We start from the raw sequence: 19,326 nt of genomic DNA on the forward strand, positions 1-19,326 counted from the left end.
TCACGTCTTCCACGCCGCGCCGCCGACCCAGTCGCCCGCGACGCCCATGAACTGGTCCGCCCTGATCGCCTGCCACACCCCAGAGCGGAAATAGGGGTCGGCCTCGAAAAGGGTGCGGGCCTCCGCCTCGTCATCGGCCTTGATCACCAGAAGCGAGCCGACCGTCGCCTCGCCCTGCTTGAGCGGGCCGGCGACGGCATAGCGGTCGATATTGGCTTCGACATGGGCGAGGTGATCCGCGAGGAAGCGCGTGCGCAGTTCCTCCCCCTGTTCGCCGTCGCGGCAATAGAAGGCGTAGAGTTTCATGCACCCGTTTCTACGCATTCGACCAGCTCACCGCCAGCACCGATCGCGGTGGCCGCGCGGCGGCCTTCGTAGAGTGCGCCCTCGCGCGGGGCGGGCGGAGCGAGCCATTGCCCGGTGCAGGCATCGATATCGTCCACCGCCAGCGTCACGAGCGCGTTGCCGGGAGGGAGCATCCCTTCGTGGCGCGCCCGTGGGGCCGTCTGCGGTGGATAATCGTCCACCTCGACGATCGGCATCCGGCCATGGCTGACCATGGTGATCGTCGTCTGCGTGTCAGGCGCGAGGCCGAAAGCGTCGTTGATCATGCTGTAGGGCAAGGTGTAGTCCTCGCCCCGCCTGAGCCCGAGCCGCTCGACATACCATGCGATGCTCGCCTCGCGGTCGGCCGTTGCCAGAACGACGATGAAGATGCGGTCGACCGCCGATCGCGCCCGCGGCAGGTCGGTGTCAGGGAGATCGCCGAGGACCTGGTTCAGGTAGACCATCTCGCGCCCCGGTCCCAGCGCCTGCATCGGGATGAAGGCGGGCTCGATGTTCTCGAGCACCTTGGGCGGGCCGACGACCTGGAACAGCTCCGGCGGAAGCGCCTCGGGCCAGTGCCAGACATCCTCGACCGTCGTCTCGAACGCGGCCCAGCCATAGGTCGTGGTCGGCTTGAAATCGGGATGGTCGGGCTGTTCGACGAGTCGGAACCAGCACGGCTCCCCGCTTTTGGGGCGCAGCACGGCATAGCGCGATCCCGCATTGGCTGGGCAGCCCCAGCTTGCCGCGAGCGCCTCGGCCAATTCGCCCTGTTCTAGGAGGTCGAGGCCGAGCACGTCGCGGTAGGCTGCGATCCCGCGGTCGAGATCGGGCAGGGTCGAAAGCCCGCCCATGATGGTGCCGTGTGCGATGCTCATTTGCCGAACTCCGGTTTGCGCTTCTCGACGAAAGCGCTGGTCCCTTCGAGGAAATCAGGCCCGGTGAAGGCCTCGGCGAAGATGCGCAACGTGTCCGCATCGTCCTCGGCCTGCCCGTCGAGCACGCGGCGCACGAAGCGCTTGGTCTCGCGGATCGAGTGCGGGCTGGCGGCTAGCAGCTGCTCAACCAGCGTATCGGGCGCCTCGGCCATGACCTCGACCAGCCCGATGCGCAGCGCTTCCTCCGCGCTCATCAGCCCGCCGGTGTAGAGGATGCGCTTGGCCTGCCCCGGCCCGACGAGATCGGTCAGCAGCTTCACGTCGTGGAGCGGATAGACGAGGCCGAGCTTGGCGGGCGTGATGCCGAAGCGCGCGCTTGCCGTCGCCACCCGCAGGTCGCAGGCGAGCGCGATGCCGCAGCCGCCGCCGATGCAGTCGCCCTCGATGAAGGCGAGCGTGGGCAGGGGATGCCGGGCAAGTTCGTATTGCACCCGGTTGATCGCCCGCTGGTTCGCGCGCCGCCAGTCGGCATCGTCCTTGTTCGCCAGCAGCTCCTTAATATCCGCGCCCGCGCAGAAGGCGCTGCCCGGCTGGGCCGAGCGCACCACCAGCAGGCGCAGGTCGGGCTTCGCCGCCGCTTCGTCGAGAAGGCCGGGCAGCGTCTCCCACATCGCCATGTTGAAGGCGTTGCGCTTGTCCACCCGGTCGATCAGCAGGTGACCGAGCGCGCCTTCGGTTTCCAGCCGCACGCTCATGCCGGGTGGGTTTCCATGAAGTGGTCGGCGATGGCCTTGCGGGTCGTCAACCACACGCCTTCGTGGCTCCGCACATGGCGAAAGAATTCCTCCAGCGCCCAGATCCGACCGGGCCGTCCGACGATGCGCAGGTGCAGGCCGAGGCTCATCATCTTCGGATTGCCCTCCTCACCCTCGCGGTAGACCTGGTCGAAATTGGCCTTGGCATAGTCGAGCCACTGGTGCGGGGTGAGCGCGGGGTCGGTCCACATCTTCATGTCGTTGTTGTCGAGCTGGTAGGGCACGATGCACATGGGCTTGGAAGCCACCGTATCCCGGTCCCAGAAGGGCACGTCGCCCGAATAATCGTCCATATGGTAGGTGAAGCCCTCCTCGCTCAACAGCCGCCGCGTGTTGTCGGTGAGAAGGTAGCGCGACAGCCAGCCGTAGGGACGGACCCCGCAGGTCTTTTCGATGCTGGTCACGGCCTTGCGGATGAATTCGCGCTCCGTCTCCTCGTCCATCTTGAACTGGTGGACCCAGCGCCAGCCGTGGCTGACCGGTTCGTGACCGAGTTCGACAATCGCCTCGGCGATTTCGGGATGGTTTTCGAGGGAGAGCGCGGCGACCGTCCAGCTCGCCATGATGTCGTAGCGCTTGAGCAGTTTGACGACGCGTGGCGCGCCCGCCTTGATCCCGTAGAGGTAGTTGGACTCATTGGAATAATTGCGCATCTTCGATTTGACGAAGACCCCCAGTTCGTCGACCGGCTCCATCCCTCGGTCGCCGCGGGCGATGGTCATCTCGCTGCCTTCCTCGACATTGACGACGACCGAAAGGGCCATCTTCGCCCCGCCGGGCCATTCGATCCGTTCTTCGGTGAGCGGCATCAGTGCATCTCCTCCCCACCGCTTACGTTCAAGGCCTCGCCCGTGACGTAGAAGGCGTCGTCGCTAGCCAGCCACAGGCACGCCGCCGCCGTATCCGAGGGCAGGCCCGGGCGGCCCATCGGGTTCTTCGCGCTCATGTTGGCGAGGTAGTCCTCGACGTTCTCGAAGCCGAGAAGCTTGGAGAAATATTCGTTCTGCTTTGCGCCCAGCCCGGTCGTCACGTGGTTCGGGCAAACGGCATTGACCGTGATCCCGTGCGCGCCGAGTTCGACCGCCGAGGCGCGAGTAAGCCCCACCATGCCGTGCTTCGAGGAGACATAGGCGGGAAGGTGCGGAAAGCCCGATTTCGCCGCCTGGCTGGCGATGTTGATGATCCGCCCGCCTTTCCCGCGCTCAACCATGGCGCGCGCGGCGGCCTGCGTGCCGTAGAACGCGCCCGACAGGTTGATCGCGATGACCTTGTCCCATTCGTCGGCGGTGTCGACGTCGAGCAGGGGCTTCATCTTGAAGCCGATCCCGGCATTGTTGACGAAGACATCGACCCCGCCGAATTCGGCCACGGCGGCGGCGACCAGCGCGCGGCATTGCTCCACGTCGGAAACGTCGCAGGCGACCGCGAGCACCTTCGCCCCGCGAGAGCGCAGTTCCTCGGCGACCTCTTCGGCTTCCGCGTCGATCGCTACGTCCGACACGACGCAGTTCGCGCCCTCGTCGGCGAAGGCCCGCAGGATGCCCTGTCCCAGCCCCTTCTGCTTGCCCGAGCCGGTGACGACGATGGTTTTGCCAGCGAAACGCGCCATCTTACAGGTCCTCGGTCAGGATGAATTGCGGCGCATCGGCAAAGCCCTGGAAGGGCGAGGCGGCGGCCTGGAAGTCCTCGGTCGAGATGTCGGCGACGAATTCGTCCATGCCAGTCACGTCGATGATCTCGATATAGTCGAAATGCGGTTTCGCGGTGTCGTCGCCGAACACGCCCACCGACTTGTGCACGGTGAAGCCGGTGACCGAGCCGAGGCCGTTCACCGTCGGCAGGTCGCGGGTCTTGGCCCATTCCTCGTATTCGGCGACATCGACACCGGGCTTCAGGTTGAACAGGCAGATGATGCGCATGGGTTCAGGCTCCTTGCTTGGGCGGGCGGTATGCGCCCAGGTGTTCGTCGAGCGTGCGGGCGAGCGCGAACAGGCCCGCCTCGGCTCCTTCCGGCCCGACGATCTGCACGCCGATGGGCAAGCCGTCCCCGGTCCATCCGGCGGGCAGGCTCAGGGCGGGAAGCCCCGCGATATTGGCGAGGCAGGTGAAATCGGCCTGCGCGGCCGGTTCGCGCTCGGCGTGGGGGAACGGCGGGTTGGGCACGGTGGGAAGGATCAGGAAGCCATGCTGCTCCACGATCCCACGCACCTTCTCGCGCGTTGCCTGCATGATCGCCCGGTCCTCCTCCCAGTCTGCCGAACTGCGCCTCGGTCCATATGTGAGGAGCTTGGCGAGCAGTTCCGACGCCGCGACTCCTTCGAGATGCGCCGCCATGGCCTTCGACACGCCAATGAAGCCGGCGAAGCGGATGCGGGAGTTGGGATGGTCGAGGCTTTCGACCTCCGGTTCCGCCTCCATGTCGTGGATGACCTTGGCGAAGACGCGCAGGACCTCGCGGTGGATGTCCACCCCATGCCCGGCAAGCGTCGCGCCGGGGCCTTCGATGCCCTTCTCGCCGAAATCGCTGATGACGCGCGCCACACGTTCGAGCGAATCGATATCGCGCGCCAGCGGGCCGATTGCGTCGAGCGTGAGGTCGGCGGGTTCGAGGCCGTCCTGGCTCACCCGCGCGGTGGCGGGCTTGAAGCCGTAGACCCCGCAATGCGCCGCCGGGATGCGGACCGAGCCCATCGTGTCCGTGCCGAGCGCGACATCGCACAGGCCCGCTGCGACCGCCGCCCCGCTCCCGCCCGAGGAGCCGCCGGGGGAATAGCCGTGGCGATGCGGGTTGTGGGTGGGGCCGAAATGCGGGTTGTCGGTCTTCGCGCCGAGCGCGCCTTCCTCCATGTTGAGAATGCCGGTGATGACGGCGCCCGCGTCACGCAGGGCCTTGACCACGGCGGCGTCATCGTCCGCAATGCGGTCCTTCCACGAGCCTATCCCGGCGTGGAAGGGCATTCCTGCCACCGCAATGTTCGCCTTCACGCCCACGGTAATTCCCGCAAGCGGACCCTCTGCGCCGGTCGCGGTCTCGTCGCGGAAGAGGAAGGCGTTGTAGCGGTCGATCACGCGCCTAGAGCCCCCGCTCGTCGATCAGGCGCAAGGGCTTCTGGCGGGTATCGATCTCGGTCGCCTTGGCCGTGCCGCCCGGTTCGACCAGCACCACCTCGACCTCCACGCCCAGCCCGCGCCGCAGCGTTTCAGCGAGTTCGCCCCGGTCGCTTCCGCCCCGGCTTTCGAGCGTCACGGTCATCGAATCCTTCTGGCTCGCATCGCGTTTCAAATGGCAGACATATTCGCCGGTGAGGTCCGGACGGTTCTCGATGATCGCGCCGATCGCGTGGGGGAAAACGTTGATACCGCGCAGCTTGACCATGTTGTCGCTGCGGCCCCTGAAGCCCGCGATGCGCTTGAAGACGATATCGCCGCGCCCGTCCAGTTCATGCGTCACGTCATGGGTGTTGAAGCGGATGCAGGGCGCGATGTCGTCCTTGTAAAGGCAGGTGACCACCATGTCCCCGGTGCCGCCCTTTTCGACCGGCTGGCCCGTGTCGATATCGAGCAGTTCGAGATATTGCGCGTCCTCCCAGACATACATGCCGTCGCGCTCCGGCCCTTCGCCCGCGATGCTGCCGGTGTCCCCGACACCATACCAGTCATAGGCCTTCGCGCCATGCCATGCCGCCTCGGTGCTCGCGCGGTCTTCCGTGCCGAGATGGCCAATGATCATGCGGATGTCGATCTTATCGAACAGCCCCTCGGCCTCGGCGGTTGTGGCGAGCTTCCTGATATAATCGACGAAACCGACGATCGTGGTCACGCCGAAATCGGCCATCAGGCGGACCTGGTTGACGCTGCGGGTCTCGATCCCCGTGCCGGCCGACAGGAACACCGAATTCGTGAAATGCGTCACCGCCTCGCGGATGTAGTGCCCGCCATTGATCATGCCGTGGCCATAGACCGAGTGGACGACGTCGGTCGGCTCCAGCCCCATCCAGCGATACATCCGGCCGACCAGGAGGTTGCCGACCTCGCGCCCCTTCGGCCCGAACATCAGCACCTGCGGCTTGCCCGTCGTGCCGGAGGTGGTGTGGAAGATGGTCGGCGGGCGCGTGGCGGGATCGCCCATGCCGTGAAAATCGCCATAGGGCGGGTACTCGCCGATCGAGGCCATGAGGTCGCTCTTGTCGTAGACCGGCAGCTTGCCGATGTCCTCAAGGCCCCGGATGTCGCCCGGCTCGATGCCCTTGTCGCCCCACAGGCGGCGGTAGAAGGGGACCTGCCAGCCGCGCTCCATCAGCCGCCGGAACTGCGCGTCCTGGATGGCGAAAAGCTCGTCGCGGCTCATGGACTTGTAGCGCGCGGTGAAGGCGTCGCCGATCGGATAGTCCTTGAGGAGCTGCTCGTGGTCGAGCGCTTCGAAGAAGGTCGGATAGGTCATGCTTGTCCCGTGAAATAGCCAAGGGGATCGTCGAAGATGCGCGGATCGGCGTCGGCGGGCGCGAGGTCGCGGGCAAGGTCGCGCTTCGCCTGTGCCTGCTCGGGCGTGAGAGGATTGCCCGGACTGCCGAGCGTATGGGCAATGTCGTGACTCGCGCTGCGCCCGTCATTGAACGTTACGGTGAGACGCTGCGGGAAGAGCGCGTTGGGGTCCTCGTTCCCGTCCGGCACCAGCGCGATGCGGCGCGCGAGAGCGCCGAGCCGCTCGTCCGCCATGTGCTCCGGAATGAAACGGCGCGGGTCCACCACGCCGTCCGCCAGCATCAGCGCGCCCAGCCATTGCAGGCACAGCCGCGCGTAGGCGGGGGTCATGTCGGCGGAATAAGGTCGCGCCACGAGCCTCCGGATAAGCGGCGGGCAGGCGAGTTCGATCCGCTCGACCGCGCCCGCGTCCAGCACCAGTTCCTGAAGCTTGCCGAGCGCGGCGTGGCTCGCCCGGCCCGAGGGGAAGGGCTTCACGCTGACTTCGGATATGCGCCAGACCTTGCCCAGGTCGCGGGTGTAGGCGGACAGGTCGCCCTCGTCGAACAGGCGGAAGTAGCCGAATTCGCCCTCCAGCGGGTCCTTCGGGCCGGGAAAGCCCGCCTTGGCAAGATCGCTCGCCGTCACCGCCGCGCGGGCCGCATTGGCGATCTGGAAGGGGAGCGTCGCGAGCCCCTCGACATGGGGCTGCATCGTGCCTGCCGCGCTCGAAAAAGCGAGGCCGAGCGTGTCGTCCATCGGCGCGCCGTCGATCCGCGCGACGGCGAGCGCCGCGCCGATCACGCCGGCAGTCGCGGGACGGAAGAAGGTGAGGCCGCTCGTTGCCGCAAGACCGAGGCCCGAGGCGACGTCCACTCCGACCGCGAGCGCAGCGAGCGCCTCCTCGCCCCCGCATCCCCCGCGCCGGTCGATTGCCGCTCCCAAGGCTGCGACCACGGTCGAGAGCGCATGGACCACCGCAGGCTCGTGCACCGCGTCCCATTCGAGGCAATGCACGCGGTATCCGTTGACGAAAGCCGCGGCGGGCGCGGGCAGGCGGCCGGGCGAGCCGAAGAGGCGCGCGTCGCCGCCCGCTCCCATCGCCTCTGCCGCCTCGCGGATCGCCTCCGCCCCGGGAGCCGTCGCCCCCGCCGCTCCGACCGCGAGCGTGTCGGCCAGCAGGCGCTCGGCATCGGCGCGGACGCTTTCGGGCAGCACGTGGTCCGCACCCGCGAAGGCGAGAAGGTCAGCCGTAGCGCTCACCGGATCCAGTCCTCGAGCATGGTGTCGATCTCCGCCGCGTCGTCGCCTTTGAGCGCGAGCCGGACCGCGCGCTCCGCCTCGCTTTCCGGGAGCCCGCCCCAGCGCGCGAGGCTGTGCATCTTGGCGATGATCCGCTCCTCGTTCACCGGCCTTTCGGGATCGCCGAGCGTGTCGACCATTTCGAGCCCGTTCACCCGCGCCCCGAAATGCGCGGGGTAGCGGGCGGTGAACTCGGCCCCTTCCGCGACCGTCACCTGCGCGCGCAAATCGGCAAGCGCGGCAATGGCTTCCTTCGTGAAATCCTCGGGTTCCGCCTCGCGCCCGTCCGCGGCCACCGCGACCGCGTGCTGAAGCGAGAACTTCGCCTCCAACTCGGTCCGGGGATCGGGCCGGTCGCAGAAAGTCAGAGCGTCGGCAAAAGTCTCGACCGTGAAGGGCGGCTCGAGCTTGCCCGCACGGCGCAGTTCCATCGCCGCATCGATCGTGGGGTGAGCGTGGCGACAGGCGGCGAAGGGCTTGAAACTGACCGCGTCGATCAGCCAGCCCTCGCCATTCGAGGCCAAATCACCCGGCTCTCTCGTCATCGCCGCAAAAAGTCCCTGCGACCCTTCGAGGAGGCGCTGCGGCCCCGTCGCGCCGTAATGGACGTGGAGCGCCGCGTTGCGTCCCGTGCTGACAGCATGGAAGATGTGCCACTGCTTCGTCAGCACGTCGTCGTGCCTCATATGCCACAGCCCTCCCGCGACCGATCCCGCATTGCCGAGCGCATTGGCGTATTCGACCGGGGCGAAGCCGAGCAGCGAGCCGAATGCCGCACAGGCTCCGAACACGCCCATCGTCGCGGTCGGATGCCAGTGGGCGTAATGGTGCGCATCGAAGGCCGCGCCGACCGCGATCATCGCCTCGTAGCCTCGCACCGCCGCATCGAGCCGCGTCTCCATGTCGGCGGCCGAAAGGCTGAGCGCAGCGGGCCAGACGACCGGGCCGGGATGGAGCAGGCTGGTGCGGTGCACGTCGTCCATCTCGAGCGCGTTGCCGAGATAGGTCGCCTTTTCCCACCCGCGCGAGGAGATCGTCGCGCCCAGCGCCCCGGCCTCCTCCTGCCTCGCGCCCGCGACGCAGGCGAGCCAGTCGAGCAGGTGGAACCGCGCGCGCTCTCGCTCGCTTTTACCGGGAGGCCGGGCTAGTGTCGCGGCAAGCAAGGTCAGCAGCGGCTCGCTCATGACGCCGCCTGGCCGATGAAGGGTCGATGGAGCAGCACTTGGCAAGCACTGCCAGCACCAAGGACAAGAAAGGCCAGCGTACGCCCCGCTACCTGCAACTGGCGGGTGAATTGCGTGAGGCGATTCTCGCGGGTGAATTTTCGGGCGGGAAGCAGTTTCCCACCGAGACCGCTCTCTGCGCGCGTTACGATGTCAGCCGCTTCACCGTGCGCGAGGCGCTGCGCCGATTGGAGGCCGAGGGCCTGATCCAGCGCCGCCGCGGTTCGGGCACGACCGTCCAGCCGGCGGCCGCGCGCGGCGGGGCGCTGCACCAGCCGCTTTCGAACGTGGGCGAGCTGCTGCAATATGCCCGCGACAGCGAAGTGATCTACGAAGAGGTCGAATGCGGCGCGCTTCCGGCGGATGTCGCCGAACAGATCGGCGAAAGCGTCGAAGGCGACTGGATGTGCTTTCGCGGCACCCGGCGCCATTCCGAAGACGACCTTCCGATCGCGGTGACCGACGCCTATTTTCACGACTATCTGGGCGAAGCGCCCCGCGAGCTCGATCTTTCGGCGGGAACGCTGTTCAGCCAGATCGAGCGGCTCGCCGGCGTGCGCATCGGCAAGGTCACGCAGGACATCCAGGCGATCCCGGCGGACGAGGCGACGGCAAGCGCGCTCAAGATCGACGAGGCAAGCCCGGTTCTCAGGATCCTGCGCTGCTATTACGACCCCGACGGGCGCATCTTCGAGATTTCGGTGAGCCACCACCCCGGCGACCGCTTCGCCTACGCGATGCATATCGACGTCGAAGGGTAGCGCTTCTCTCATCCCGGATGCCCGCCTTTCGCGGGCACCGGGGCGGGTTTCCATTCCTCGCCTGCAAAGCGGATCGGGGGCGCGATGTGCCGCCCGCCGCCTTCGGCCTCGACGATCAGGCCGCGTTCTGCGACATGCGGTTCGTCGAAGGCCTCGCGGAAATCGAGCACGGGGGAGAAGGCGACGTCCCTGTCTTCGAACCACTCGACCCATTCCCCGCGGGTCTTCGCGGCAAAGGTTTCGCGCAGGAAGGCGATGAGTTCGCCCTGTTCGCCTGCCGGTGCCTCGGCGAGCGGCAGCAGGTCCTCGCGACCCAGTGCCGTCAGCAGGTTCTTCGCGAACTTGATCTCGCGCCCGCCCAGCACGACATGGCGCCCGTCGGCGGTCTTGTAGACCTGGTAGAAGCCCGCCCCGCCGAGGCTGCGCTGCGAGGCGGATTTCGGGCTTTCTCCGCCTGCGATCGCGCTGCCGACGGTGTGCGCGCACCACGGCAGCAGGCTGTCGAACATGGCGCAGTCGATATAGGCGCCTTCGCCCGTCCGCTCGCGCCCAACCAGCGCCATCAGCACGCCCGACAGCGCCGTCAGCCCCGCGGCGAGATCCGCGCTCGGCGCTCCGGGGACGACAGGTGTGCCGTCCGGCCCGTCATTGACGCTCAGGAACCCGGCGAGGGCCTGCACCGCAATGTCGTGCGCGGGATGGTGCGCGAGCGCGCCTTCCTGCCCGAAGGCCGAGATCGAGCAATAGACGATATCGGGCTTGATCGCCTTTACCGCCTCGTAATCGAAGCCGAGGCGCTTCATCACGCCGGGCCGGAAGCCCTCGACGAAGACGTCGGCCCCGCCGATCAGATCGCGCAGGGCGGCCTTGCCGTCCTCGCTCTTGAGATCGAGCACGACGCTGCTCTTGCCGCGATTGAGATTGGCGAACCAGACGGAGTGTTCGTCCCCGCCATAGCTGTCGAAGGGGGCCTGCACCCGCGCCGGATCGCCGGCTCCGGGTTCGACCTTGATCACCTCCGCGCCGTGATCGGCCATCATCACCGTCATCATCGGACCCGGGAGAAACTGCGTGAGGTCGACGACCCTGATCCCTGAAAGCTTGCCCATTTCCTCCCCTCTCGCCCGCGCTCAGACCACGCCGCGGGTCCGCAGGTCCGCGATTGCCTCGGGGTCATAGCCGAGATCGGCGAGGATGGAATCGTTGTCCGCGCCCAGCAGCGGAGCGGCCCGGTTCGGCGGTCGCTTGCCGTCGAACTTGAGCGGGCTCGCAAGGATCTGGAGATCGGGCTTATCGGGATGCTCGATCTCCTCGCGCATGCCCACGCTTCGCAGCCACGGATTGTCGAGCGCGTCGCCCAGCGTATAGACCGGCGCGACCGGCACGTGCCCCGCGAGAAGCTCCTGCCAATGCGCCATCGGCTTTTGCGCGAATTCCTCGTCGAGGATGCCCGTGAGCGCCTCGCGGTTCGCCAGCCGGTCGGCATTGTCGGCGAAGCGCGGGTCGTCCTTCAGGTCCTCGCGCGCCATGCGGGTGACGAGGATGTCCCAGAACTTGGGCAGCTGGCACATCACGAACATCCAGCCGTCGGCGGCCTTGAACATCTGGCTCGGCGTTGCGCTCGGATGGGCGCTGCGCGGCGTGCGCTGGGTTTCGTCGCCATGGTTCATGTACCACAGCGCTGGGTAGCTCGTCTGATGGACAGCCGCGCCGAGCAGGTCGGTGTCGACATCGCGCCCCTCGCCCGTGCGCTGCGCATCGACCAGCGCGCCCAATAGGCCGATGCAGAAGATCGTACCGGTGATGAAATCGACCATGGAAAGCCCCATTCGCTGGGGATCGCCGCCCGGCTCGCCGGTGATCTGGCAATAGCCCGCCTCGGCCTGCATCAGGTAATCATAGCCCGGCCACTTGGCGCGCTCGTTGTCGCGGCCATAGGCGGACAGGTGCGCACAGACGATCGCCGGATTCACGTCCTTGAGCGCCGCATAGTCGAGCCCCAGCCGTGCCGGCAGGTCGCCGCGCATGTTGTTGGCGACGACATGGCTTTCTGCGGCGAGCTGGCGCAAGATCGCCTGCCCCTCCTCGGTGCGCATATCGAGCGTGAGCGAACGCTTGTTGAGATTGAAGCTCTGGAAATAGGTGCTTTCGCCCGGCCTCAGATAATGCGGCCCGACCGCGCGCGCGGTGTCCCCGCCGCCGCGCCGCGTGCCGTCGGGGCCGGGTTTGCCGGGCGGTTCGATCTTAATGACCTCGGCGCCCATCTGGGCGAGGAACATCGTGCCGTATGGCCCCGCGCCATACTGCTCCGCGCTGATGACGCGAAAGCCCTTCAGCGGCAAGCGGTCCGGGGGACAGTGCATTTCCCTCCCTCCCGGCTCAGATCTGGTTCTCTTTCAGATGCTGCTTGGCAATGATGATGCGCTGCATCTCGTTCGTGCCCTCGCCTATGCACATCAACATGGAATCGCGGTAGAACCGCTCAATATCGTATTCCTTGGAGTAGGAATAACCTCCGAAAATGCGCATGGCCTCCTGGCTGTTCTCGACTGCCGCTTCGGAAGCGAAATATTTCGCCACTCCGGCCTCCTTGTCGCAGCGTTCGCCCCTGTCATACGCCTCCGAGGCGTCGAGCGTGAGAAGGCGCGCGGCCCGCGCCCGCGTCACCATCTCGCCCAGTTTCAGCTGGATCGCCTGGTGCTGCGCGATGGGCTTGCCCATCGTTTCGCGCTGCTGCGCGTATTCGGTGGCGAGACGCAGCGCGCCCTCGGCCAGCCCCACCCCGCGCGCGGCGACGTTGATCCGCCCGAGTTCGAGACCCCCGGTCGCCTGGAAGAAGCCCTGCCCCTCGACCCCGCCGATCAGCTGGTCGGCGGGAATGCGATAATCCTCCATTACCAGTTCGGCGCTGTCTATCGACTTATAGCCGAGCTTCTCGAACTTCTTGCCGGTGGTGAGCCCGTCCCGCTTGTCGGCGATGAACAGGCTCATCCCCTTGTAGCGCGGCTCGGCCTTGGGATCGGTCTTGGCGAGCAGCGCGAAGCACGAACCGTTCAATGCGTTCGAGATCCAAGTCTTGGTGCCGTCGAGGATATAGTCGCCGTTCTCTTGCCTTTTCGCCACGGTGCGGATCGCCTGCAGGTCGGTCCCGGCATTGGGCTCGGTCAGGGCCAGTCCGCCGCGGATCTCGCCACTGGCAAACTTGGGCAGCCACTTCGCCTTCTGCTGCGGCGTACCGAACCTTTCGACCGCAGCGGCCATGATGAGATGAGAATTGAAAATTCCCGTGATGGCCATCCAGTGGCTCGAGATCTTCATCACGATCTTGGCATAAGTCGTGGCGGGCAGGCCGAGGCCGCCATATTCCTGCCCAATGGTTGCCCCGAACAGGCCCATTTCGGCCATTTGTTCGACCAGCTCGGTTGGCCACAGGTCATTGTGATCATGGTGCTGGATGACGGGAATGACCTCGCGCTCCATCCAGCGGTCGATCGCGTCCATGAAGGCGCGCTCTTCATCCGGGTCGATCGTGCGGATCTGGTTGTCGAGCTGTGCGGCGGTAGCCATGGGGATTTCCTTCGGGGTGTTTGGGGTCAGTCGTCGAGATTGCCATGCCCGCGCTTCCAGACGAGCACTGAGCGCTTGTAATGTGCGACAACATCGCCGTGCTGGTTCATCGCGGTGGTCTTGAAGGTAACGATGCCCTGCTCGGGCCGACTCTTGCTTTCGCGCTTATCGAGCACTTCGCTTTCGCAATAGATCGTGTCGCCGACGAAAAGCGGCTTGGTCATGCGCACCTCGTCCCAGCCGAGATTGGCGACAGCCTTGCCGCTGGTGTCCGAGACGCTCATTCCGGTCATCAGCGCTATCGTGAGCGGGCTTACCACGAGCGGCTTGCCGAATTCGGTGTCCTTCGACAGCTCGTAGTCGAAATGCGCCGGATGGGTGTTCATCGTAAGCAGGGTGAACCAGACATTGTCGGCATCGGTGATTGTCCGTCCGGGGCGATGTTCATAGACATGGCCGACCACGAAATCGTCGAAATAGCGCCCCTGGACCTCGCGGAAGCGGCCCGGCGATACCTCGATATAGCTATCACGCATTCGTCTGCTCCTCATGCCGCGCCAGCACCGCGCGGTACTTCTTGATGAAGGGTGCCTCGAGCATCCGCCCCTTGAACCGGATCGCGCGCCCGCCGCCCGCCTCGTAGGCATCGAGCGCCTCGCGCGCCTCGGCGATCTCGGCCGCGCTGGGGGCGAAGGCTCCGTTGATCGCGGGAACCTGGCGTGGATGGATCGCGGCCTTGGCCGAAAAGCCCAGGCGACGCGCGCGGTCGCATTCATCGGCAAGGCCCGCCTCGTCCTCCAGCGAAATGAAGGGCACGTCGATCGCGGGCTTCCTTGCTTCAGCGCAGGCGAGAATAACGTGCTGGCGCGCGGCGAGCAGGGGCTCCCAGGCGAGTTCGACGCCCAGTTCTCCCGAGAAATCGCCGCCGCCGAACATCACCGCCGCGACCCGTGGGTGCGAGGCGATGTCGAGCGCATGGCGCAGCCCGCGCGGCGTTTCTATCAGGGGTACGAGATCGGGGCACTCCTCGCCCAGAGCGCCCGCGATCACGCCGAGTTCGGCAGCGCTTTCGACCATCGGAACCAGCAGGGTTTCGGGCAGCTTTGCGCATTCGCTCAGCGCGGCAAGGTCGCGGACGCCGAATGCCGTCGCAACGCCATTGATCCGCACCGCCCAGCCCTCAGGGCCTTCAGCCACCTGAGCGAGAGCAGCGCCGCGCGCGCCAGCCTTGTCTTCGGCCGCGACCGCGTCCTCCAGATCGATCACGATCAGGTCCGCGCCGCCCGCTTTCGCCTTGGCGAAACGGTCGGGCCGCGAACCGGGAACGAAAAGAAGGCTGGCGGCGACGAACATGGCGAAAAAGGTATCCCGATGGCGACCCGGCGGACGGGCAATAAGAGGCTTCACAATTTGTCCGGACAAATCTAAAGTCAAGGAAGAAATACGGATTTGTCCGGACAAGCGCGCCGGACTATCCAAAGGGTGGACACTCGCGCGGGAGGTCAGGTTCATGAAATCGATGAAGACGCTTTTGGTTGCATTCGGCATGCTTGCGAGCGGAATCGTGCTTGCAGGAACGATCGGGTCCGCCCCCGTTTCGGCACAGATGCTAGATCCCGAGGACCCGCAGGACGCGCTCGAGATCGCCAAACGCCTGCAATGCGGCGTCTCGGCGGACGAGCCGGCCGTCTATCACTGGTCAGGCAATATCTACGGGCGCGCACCGGGTGTGCGCGACAAGCTGCTGTTCAGGGGCGAGGGGATGAATATCCGCCGCTGCGTCGAGGTCGAGGACCCGGAGCGCGGCAAGGGCTGGCGTCTCATCAGCCGAGAGCTGATGCTGATGCTCGACCCCGAAACCGGGCAAGTCGTCGACCAATGGAAAAATCCCTATACCGGCGAAACGGTCGACGTGATGCACATTCACAATGACCCGGTGAACCAGCCGGCGAATTTCGCCGTGCGGCGCGACGGATCGCCTTATCGCCTGTCGACGATGCGGATCGAGGGCGACTACGTCTTCATGCCGTTCGAGGCGCCCCTGTTCTATCCCAACCCGCTCGCAGGCGATTACCAGCAATATGTCGGCAACATGTATCACGCGATGGAGATCTTCGATTTCGCCGCGCTCAAGGACGAGCTGTTCGATGCCTCTACCCCGACGGCCTATCCGATGATCAGCTGGGTGCGCATTTCGCCCTGGGCGCCATGGATGGAAATGGGTGGGCGGCCCGGCCAGATGGTGTTCAACGCCATGGGGCGGAAACTGCCGGGCGGGTTCGAGCAGCTGCCCGACGTTCTCAAGAACGAAATCCGGGAAAACTACCCGATCTACGAAAACGCGCCGCCCAAGGACGACATGCGTCGCAACGAGACCACCTGGACCAAGTTCCGCAAGCTCACCGATGCCAAGCGCGAGGCCGAGGACGGAGCCGCAGGGATGGGCGAAAGCGAATAAATCCGCTCCACGCGATAAAAAAGGGGCGGGGGAGCTGACGTCCCGCCCCTTTTCCGTGGCCGTTTCCGGGATCGCGGGCCTTTCAGAAATTCGCCGACAGCACGATCCCGACCCGCCGCCCGGGCCGAAGCCCCCCGATGAAGCTGCGGCGCAGGTCGTTGTTGGCGTCGGCATAGCGGATGATCTGCTGGATCGCGTCCTCGTCCAGCAGGTTGTTCGCATAGAGCATGATCCGGTAATTATCGTTTTCCAGCCCCATCCGCACATCGACTTCGGTCGCATCGCCGGTCCGGGCAAGATTGTGGACCTGCGCGAAGCTCGAAGAGGTGTAGGTAATGTTGCCGCCGGCGAAGAAATCCCACGTGCCGCCGCCGATTTCGGTCGAGGAGCGATAGTCGAGATCGGCGAATGCCCGGTGGCGCGGTGCACGCGGGATCGACTGGCCGGCGATCGAGCCGAACAGGCTCTGACACCCGTCGATGGCGGGGAACTGGTCCCCTGTCGAGCAATTTACGAGCCCGTCATCGGCGACGTCGTTTAGCACGCCCTGATTCTCGTCGACCCCGCTGGTGAATTCAGTGTCGGCGAGCGCGTAGTTCGCCGTCAGCGTGAGCCCGCGCGACAACTCGCCGACCAGCTCCGCTTCGATCCCCCAGATCTCCGCCTCGCCGGCATTGGTGACGACGCTGATCTGGTTGGGCGGGACCGACACGTTCTGGGTCAGCTGGTAGCCGTCGATCTCGGTGTAATAGGCCGCGAGGTTGAAGATCACCGCGCCGTCGAACAGGCTGTTCTTCAAGCCGACCTCGAGCGACATGTTCTCCTCTTCGGCGAAGGTCTCGATGTCGAGATTGGGGTCGAGCGCGTTGGCGGTGATCGCCAGCGCCCCGTTGAACCCGCCCGGTTTCTGGCCCTCGGCATAGATCGCATAGAGCATGTTGTCGGGCGTGAACTGCCAGTCGAGAGTCACGCGTGGAGTGAAAGCCTTGAACGTCGCATCGGCAGTGACCGGCGCCGGCCGCGCATCGCCTTCGGCGAAATTGAAGACGGTCTGGTCGATCGATTCCTCGGCATAGCGCCCCTCGATCCCGAGATTGAGTGTATCGGTAATGTGCCAGCTCACCGCGCCATAAACCGCGATGTTCTCGATATCGAGGAGGCTCTCGCTGCGATCGTTCGGGGTCGAGGGACCGAATAGCGGGAAGGTCGTCCCGCAGATCGGGTTCGCCGCGCAGCGCGCCTGCTCCTCTGCCAGCCGCGCTCCTAGGCTTGCCCCGGCCAGCGCCCCGGCATTGGCGGGAACATCGCGGATCGAGAAATTGTCGTCGCCCTGGTCGAAATAGTAGCCACCGACGATGATGTCGAAGCTATCGCTTTCATAGAGCAGCTTCAGTTCCTGCGACCAGTCCTGCGTCTCGCGCAGGTTGGCGAAGGAGAAGTCGATGGTCGACCCGACAAAACCGAACGGGAAGATCGGGCCTGCCGGGCCGAAGCCGATCGGGGCACCCGCGGGAAAACGCGCGAAAACTGCGGTCTGAAAGCTGTCCGGGCTGTAATCGCCGTCGGTAAGCTGGGTCTCGCGGCGGTCGTTGAAACCGGTCAGCGAAACGAGGGTGAGCGCGTCGGACAGTTCGTATTCCATGCGCAGCGAGACGTTGTAGGTGTCCGCCTCGATCCCGACCATGTCGGCATCGGGAAACTGCACGGTGTAATCCGAATTGGCCTCGCCAGGCTCGATCACCCCGCAGAAATAGCGTCCGCGTCCGGCATAGAGCGAGCCGTCGTCGAACAGGCAGTTGTTCTGGTTCGCGTTCTGGTGGAAGATCGCGGGCTGGCCGTCATCGGTGCGGTTGTAATAACCGCGCAAGGTGGCCGTGAACGGGCCGCCATTGTCCCAGTCGAGCACGCCGGAGGCCGACCACGATGACTGCTGGCCGATCTTGGTCCCGTCGAACTGGTTGGTGAACTCGCCGCCGAAATCGTAGAACCGCCCGTTGACGCCGAAGGACAGGCCCTCGCTGATCGGCCCGCGAATGCCAGCGGTCAGCTCGTAGCGGTCATGTTCGGCAATGTCGGCGGTGACCCGGCCTTCCCAAGTGTCGCCCGGCATCTTGGAGATGATGTTGATCGCGCCCGAATAGGTGTTGCGTCCGTAAAGCGCGCTTTGCGGACCCTTGACCACTTCGATCCGCTCGATCGTATCGACGTCGTAATCGGCGAGGCTGCCGGTGTAGTAGATTCCGTCGATAAAAAAGGCGACGCCGCTCTCGCCGAGGATATTGGCCTGGCCGCGGATCACCGGGCGGTTGCCGTTGCGCCCGAAGCTTTCATCGAAGATCAGGCCCGGCGTCGTGTTGGCGATGTCGGTGAGGTTGTTGAGGTTCAGGCGCTGGATCGTCTCGGATGTGGCGACCGCGACGCTGGTGGGAACCGATTGAAGCGATTCCTCGCGTTTGCGTGCAGTCACGATGATGGTCTGGCCGACCCCCGCCGCTTCCTGCATTTCCTCTTCGCTTTCGTCCACATCTTGCGCAGCGAGCGCGCTCGGCGTGAGCATGGTCGCGGCCAGCAAAGCCGAACCGACAAGCTTTCTCATAGCTTCCCTCCCCTATGATGCGCCGGCGGCAAACGACGCGCAACATTCCGTCCCAGCCCCGAGTACTGCCAAACGGCTAAAATTTGTCCAGACAAATTTTTCGACAGCCTACGAAAAGGGGCGCAGGTGAGGAATCAGGGCAACGGTTTCACATTGCCGAGAAAGGCGGTCACGAGCAGGAGGAGATAGACCGTCCAGACCCAGATCCGGGTTCGGTCCATGGTCCGCCTAAGCGGGATCTCGGTCGCGTCGCTCGAGCCTTGCTGCATAACTGCGGCAAGCTGCGCGCCGACCGGCTTGAAGGTCACGTCGATCATGATCGCGGCGACGAAGATGAGCCCGAACATCAGCGCCTTCCATGCGAGCCAGTCGGGTGCGAGCGGCGTGCCCATGAGCAGGCTCTGCCCACCGAGCCAGAGGTAGAAGCCGCCGATCAGCCAGCGCAACCACCCCTCGATCTTCCGGTTGCGCGCCGCGCGCGGGGTCTGGTCGTGCATATGCGAATCCCACACAAGGGCGAGCCAGAAAAGTCCCACCGCCCAAGCGGCAACGAGCAGCCATGTCGGCACGTCCCACCAACCGCCCGTATCGACGACGGACAGCGAGAGAGGCACCATCAGCGCCCAAGCGCTGCGCGGAACCATGTCGATCTCGACCAGCAATGTAAGCAGCGCGATCCTCTGGTCGAGCGACCATTTTTCGCGTTTGCGGAAATGCTGCCCGAGCACGAACACCCCGACATCCGCTCCGAGCCAAAGCACGAACAGCAGCAGGTGAACATAGACCAGCACCGGATAGGCATATTCGGACATAGGACCCCCTTGCGGAAAACCGGCGGAGCAAAAGTGTTGCCCAAACGGCACGCCTGTTGACAGATTCGGACAATTTGTCCGGACAAATTGCACTTCCGCGCTTGACAAGCAAGAGTTTGTCCGGAC

19 protein-coding genes are annotated in these 19,326 nt (G+C 65.4%); 2 read left to right on the forward strand and 17 right to left on the reverse strand.

Annotation, left to right across the window (positions count from 1 at the left end; translation table 11 throughout):
* From RIB52_RS09215 to RIB52_RS09260, 10 genes are read right to left on the reverse strand one after another with little or no spacing between them, the layout of a single operon-like run.
* The gene (locus tag RIB52_RS09215; RefSeq protein WP_350175129.1) at positions 1-306 is read right to left on the reverse strand and encodes a YciI family protein; all 306 of its coding nucleotides are present in this window, start codon (positions 304-306) and stop codon (positions 1-3) included.
* Positions 303-1,205 (reverse strand): VOC family protein, encoded by a 903-nt coding sequence (locus RIB52_RS09220; RefSeq protein ID WP_350175130.1) that lies wholly within the window; start codon positions 1,203-1,205, stop codon positions 303-305. The genes RIB52_RS09215 and RIB52_RS09220 overlap by 4 nt, the downstream gene beginning before the upstream one ends.
* The gene (locus tag RIB52_RS09225; protein ID WP_350175131.1) at positions 1,202-1,960 is read right to left on the reverse strand and encodes an enoyl-CoA hydratase/isomerase family protein; all 759 of its coding nucleotides are present in this window, start codon (positions 1,958-1,960) and stop codon (positions 1,202-1,204) included. The genes RIB52_RS09220 and RIB52_RS09225 overlap by 4 nt, the downstream gene beginning before the upstream one ends.
* Entirely contained in the window at positions 1,957-2,829 is an 873-nt protein-coding gene (locus tag RIB52_RS09230; protein ID WP_350175132.1) for a polysaccharide deacetylase family protein, read from the reverse strand. Before RIB52_RS09230 ends, RIB52_RS09225 begins: the two co-directional genes overlap by 4 nt.
* A complete protein-coding gene (locus RIB52_RS09235; protein WP_350175133.1) occupies positions 2,829-3,629 on the reverse strand; it encodes an SDR family NAD(P)-dependent oxidoreductase in 801 nt (266 codons plus the stop codon). Before RIB52_RS09235 ends, RIB52_RS09230 begins: the two co-directional genes overlap by 1 nt.
* Position 3,630: 1 nt before the next feature.
* Positions 3,631-3,939 (reverse strand): RedY/HapK family protein, encoded by a 309-nt coding sequence (locus RIB52_RS09240; protein ID WP_350175134.1) that lies wholly within the window; start codon positions 3,937-3,939, stop codon positions 3,631-3,633.
* Positions 3,940-3,943: 4 nt separating this feature from the next.
* Positions 3,944-5,089, reverse strand: coding sequence for an amidase (locus tag RIB52_RS09245; protein ID WP_350175135.1), 1,146 nt, complete (start codon positions 5,087-5,089; stop codon positions 3,944-3,946).
* A 4-nt stretch (positions 5,090-5,093) separates the two neighbouring features.
* Positions 5,094-6,461 (reverse strand): phenylacetate--CoA ligase family protein, encoded by a 1,368-nt coding sequence (locus tag RIB52_RS09250; protein WP_350175136.1) that lies wholly within the window; start codon positions 6,459-6,461, stop codon positions 5,094-5,096.
* Positions 6,458-7,744 (reverse strand): MmgE/PrpD family protein, encoded by a 1,287-nt coding sequence (locus tag RIB52_RS09255; protein WP_350175137.1) that lies wholly within the window; start codon positions 7,742-7,744, stop codon positions 6,458-6,460. The genes RIB52_RS09250 and RIB52_RS09255 overlap by 4 nt, the downstream gene beginning before the upstream one ends.
* Positions 7,741-8,967, reverse strand: a complete 1,227-nt coding sequence (locus tag RIB52_RS09260; RefSeq protein ID WP_350175138.1) for an MmgE/PrpD family protein — start codon at positions 8,965-8,967, stop codon at positions 7,741-7,743. Before RIB52_RS09260 ends, RIB52_RS09255 begins: the two co-directional genes overlap by 4 nt.
* A 38-nt stretch (positions 8,968-9,005) precedes the next feature.
* On the opposite strand from RIB52_RS09260, the gene RIB52_RS09265 reads away from it, so the two are divergent.
* Positions 9,006-9,767, forward strand: coding sequence for a GntR family transcriptional regulator (locus tag RIB52_RS09265; protein WP_350175139.1), 762 nt, complete (start codon positions 9,006-9,008; stop codon positions 9,765-9,767).
* Positions 9,768-9,775: 8 nt separating this feature from the next.
* Here RIB52_RS09265 and RIB52_RS09270 read toward each other — a convergent pair whose 3' ends face one another.
* Genes RIB52_RS09270 through RIB52_RS09290 form a run of 5 tightly spaced genes read right to left on the reverse strand, consistent with a single transcriptional unit; the run spans position 9,776 to position 14,687 of the window.
* Positions 9,776-10,876: a CaiB/BaiF CoA transferase family protein gene (locus tag RIB52_RS09270; RefSeq protein ID WP_350175140.1), complete on the reverse strand. Its 1,101-nt coding sequence runs from the start codon at positions 10,874-10,876 to the stop codon at positions 9,776-9,778.
* 21 nt (positions 10,877-10,897) lie between these two features.
* The gene (locus RIB52_RS09275; protein ID WP_350175141.1) at positions 10,898-12,130 is read right to left on the reverse strand and encodes a CaiB/BaiF CoA transferase family protein; all 1,233 of its coding nucleotides are present in this window, start codon (positions 12,128-12,130) and stop codon (positions 10,898-10,900) included.
* 16 nt (positions 12,131-12,146) lie between these two features.
* Positions 12,147-13,334, reverse strand: a complete 1,188-nt coding sequence (locus RIB52_RS09280; protein ID WP_350175142.1) for an acyl-CoA dehydrogenase family protein — start codon at positions 13,332-13,334, stop codon at positions 12,147-12,149.
* 26 nt (positions 13,335-13,360) lie between these two features.
* Complete coding sequence (locus RIB52_RS09285) at positions 13,361-13,870, reverse strand: MaoC family dehydratase (protein WP_350175143.1); 510 nt, start codon at positions 13,868-13,870, stop codon at positions 13,361-13,363.
* A complete protein-coding gene (locus RIB52_RS09290; protein WP_350175144.1) occupies positions 13,863-14,687 on the reverse strand; it encodes an HpcH/HpaI aldolase/citrate lyase family protein in 825 nt (274 codons plus the stop codon). Before RIB52_RS09290 ends, RIB52_RS09285 begins: the two co-directional genes overlap by 8 nt.
* A gap of 157 nt (positions 14,688-14,844) precedes the next feature.
* On the opposite strand from RIB52_RS09290, the gene RIB52_RS09295 reads away from it, so the two are divergent.
* Positions 14,845-15,792 carry a DUF1838 family protein gene (locus tag RIB52_RS09295; RefSeq protein WP_350175145.1) on the forward strand — a complete coding sequence of 316 codons (948 nt, stop codon included), beginning with the start codon at positions 14,845-14,847 and terminating at the stop codon, positions 15,790-15,792.
* An 82-nt stretch (positions 15,793-15,874) separates the two neighbouring features.
* Here RIB52_RS09295 and RIB52_RS09300 read toward each other — a convergent pair whose 3' ends face one another.
* Entirely contained in the window at positions 15,875-18,388 is a 2,514-nt protein-coding gene (locus RIB52_RS09300) for a TonB-dependent receptor (RefSeq protein WP_350175146.1), read from the reverse strand.
* A gap of 134 nt (positions 18,389-18,522) precedes the next feature.
* On the reverse strand, positions 18,523-19,200 hold the full coding sequence (locus RIB52_RS09305; protein ID WP_350175147.1) for a hypothetical protein: 678 nt from the start codon (positions 19,198-19,200) through the stop codon (positions 18,523-18,525).
* Positions 19,201-19,326: the final 126 nt, after the last annotated feature.

It is taken from the genome of Erythrobacter sp. (genome assembly GCF_040217515.1).
GTDB lineage: Bacteria > Pseudomonadota > Alphaproteobacteria > Sphingomonadales > Sphingomonadaceae > Erythrobacter.

What these genes read in the sequence shown, in the direction of transcription:
- RIB52_RS09215 (WP_350175129.1), bottom strand. Translation starts at nt 306, where the DNA reads ATGAAACTCTACGCCTTCTATTGCCGCGACGGCGAACAGGGGGAGGAA.
- RIB52_RS09220 (WP_350175130.1), bottom strand. Translation starts at nt 1,205, where the DNA reads ATGAGCATCGCACACGGCACCATCATGGGCGGGCTTTCGACCCTGCCC.
- RIB52_RS09225 (WP_350175131.1), bottom strand. Translation starts at nt 1,960, where the DNA reads ATGAGCGTGCGGCTGGAAACCGAAGGCGCGCTCGGTCACCTGCTGATC.
- RIB52_RS09230 (WP_350175132.1), bottom strand. Translation starts at nt 2,829, where the DNA reads ATGCCGCTCACCGAAGAACGGATCGAATGGCCCGGCGGGGCGAAGATG.
- RIB52_RS09235 (WP_350175133.1), bottom strand. Translation starts at nt 3,629, where the DNA reads ATGGCGCGTTTCGCTGGCAAAACCATCGTCGTCACCGGCTCGGGCAAG.
- RIB52_RS09240 (WP_350175134.1), bottom strand. Translation starts at nt 3,939, where the DNA reads ATGCGCATCATCTGCCTGTTCAACCTGAAGCCCGGTGTCGATGTCGCC.
- RIB52_RS09250 (WP_350175136.1), bottom strand. Translation starts at nt 6,461, where the DNA reads ATGACCTATCCGACCTTCTTCGAAGCGCTCGACCACGAGCAGCTCCTC.
- RIB52_RS09260 (WP_350175138.1), bottom strand. Translation starts at nt 8,967, where the DNA reads ATGAGCGAGCCGCTGCTGACCTTGCTTGCCGCGACACTAGCCCGGCCT.
- RIB52_RS09270 (WP_350175140.1), bottom strand. Translation starts at nt 10,876, where the DNA reads ATGGGCAAGCTTTCAGGGATCAGGGTCGTCGACCTCACGCAGTTTCTC.
- RIB52_RS09275 (WP_350175141.1), bottom strand. Translation starts at nt 12,130, where the DNA reads ATGCACTGTCCCCCGGACCGCTTGCCGCTGAAGGGCTTTCGCGTCATC.
- RIB52_RS09280 (WP_350175142.1), bottom strand. Translation starts at nt 13,334, where the DNA reads ATGGCTACCGCCGCACAGCTCGACAACCAGATCCGCACGATCGACCCG.
- RIB52_RS09285 (WP_350175143.1), bottom strand. Translation starts at nt 13,870, where the DNA reads ATGCGTGATAGCTATATCGAGGTATCGCCGGGCCGCTTCCGCGAGGTC.
- RIB52_RS09290 (WP_350175144.1), bottom strand. Translation starts at nt 14,687, where the DNA reads ATGTTCGTCGCCGCCAGCCTTCTTTTCGTTCCCGGTTCGCGGCCCGAC.
- RIB52_RS09295 (WP_350175145.1), top strand. Translation starts at nt 14,845, where the DNA reads ATGAAATCGATGAAGACGCTTTTGGTTGCATTCGGCATGCTTGCGAGC.
- RIB52_RS09300 (WP_350175146.1), bottom strand. Translation starts at nt 18,388, where the DNA reads ATGAGAAAGCTTGTCGGTTCGGCTTTGCTGGCCGCGACCATGCTCACG.
- RIB52_RS09305 (WP_350175147.1), bottom strand. Translation starts at nt 19,200, where the DNA reads ATGTCCGAATATGCCTATCCGGTGCTGGTCTATGTTCACCTGCTGCTG.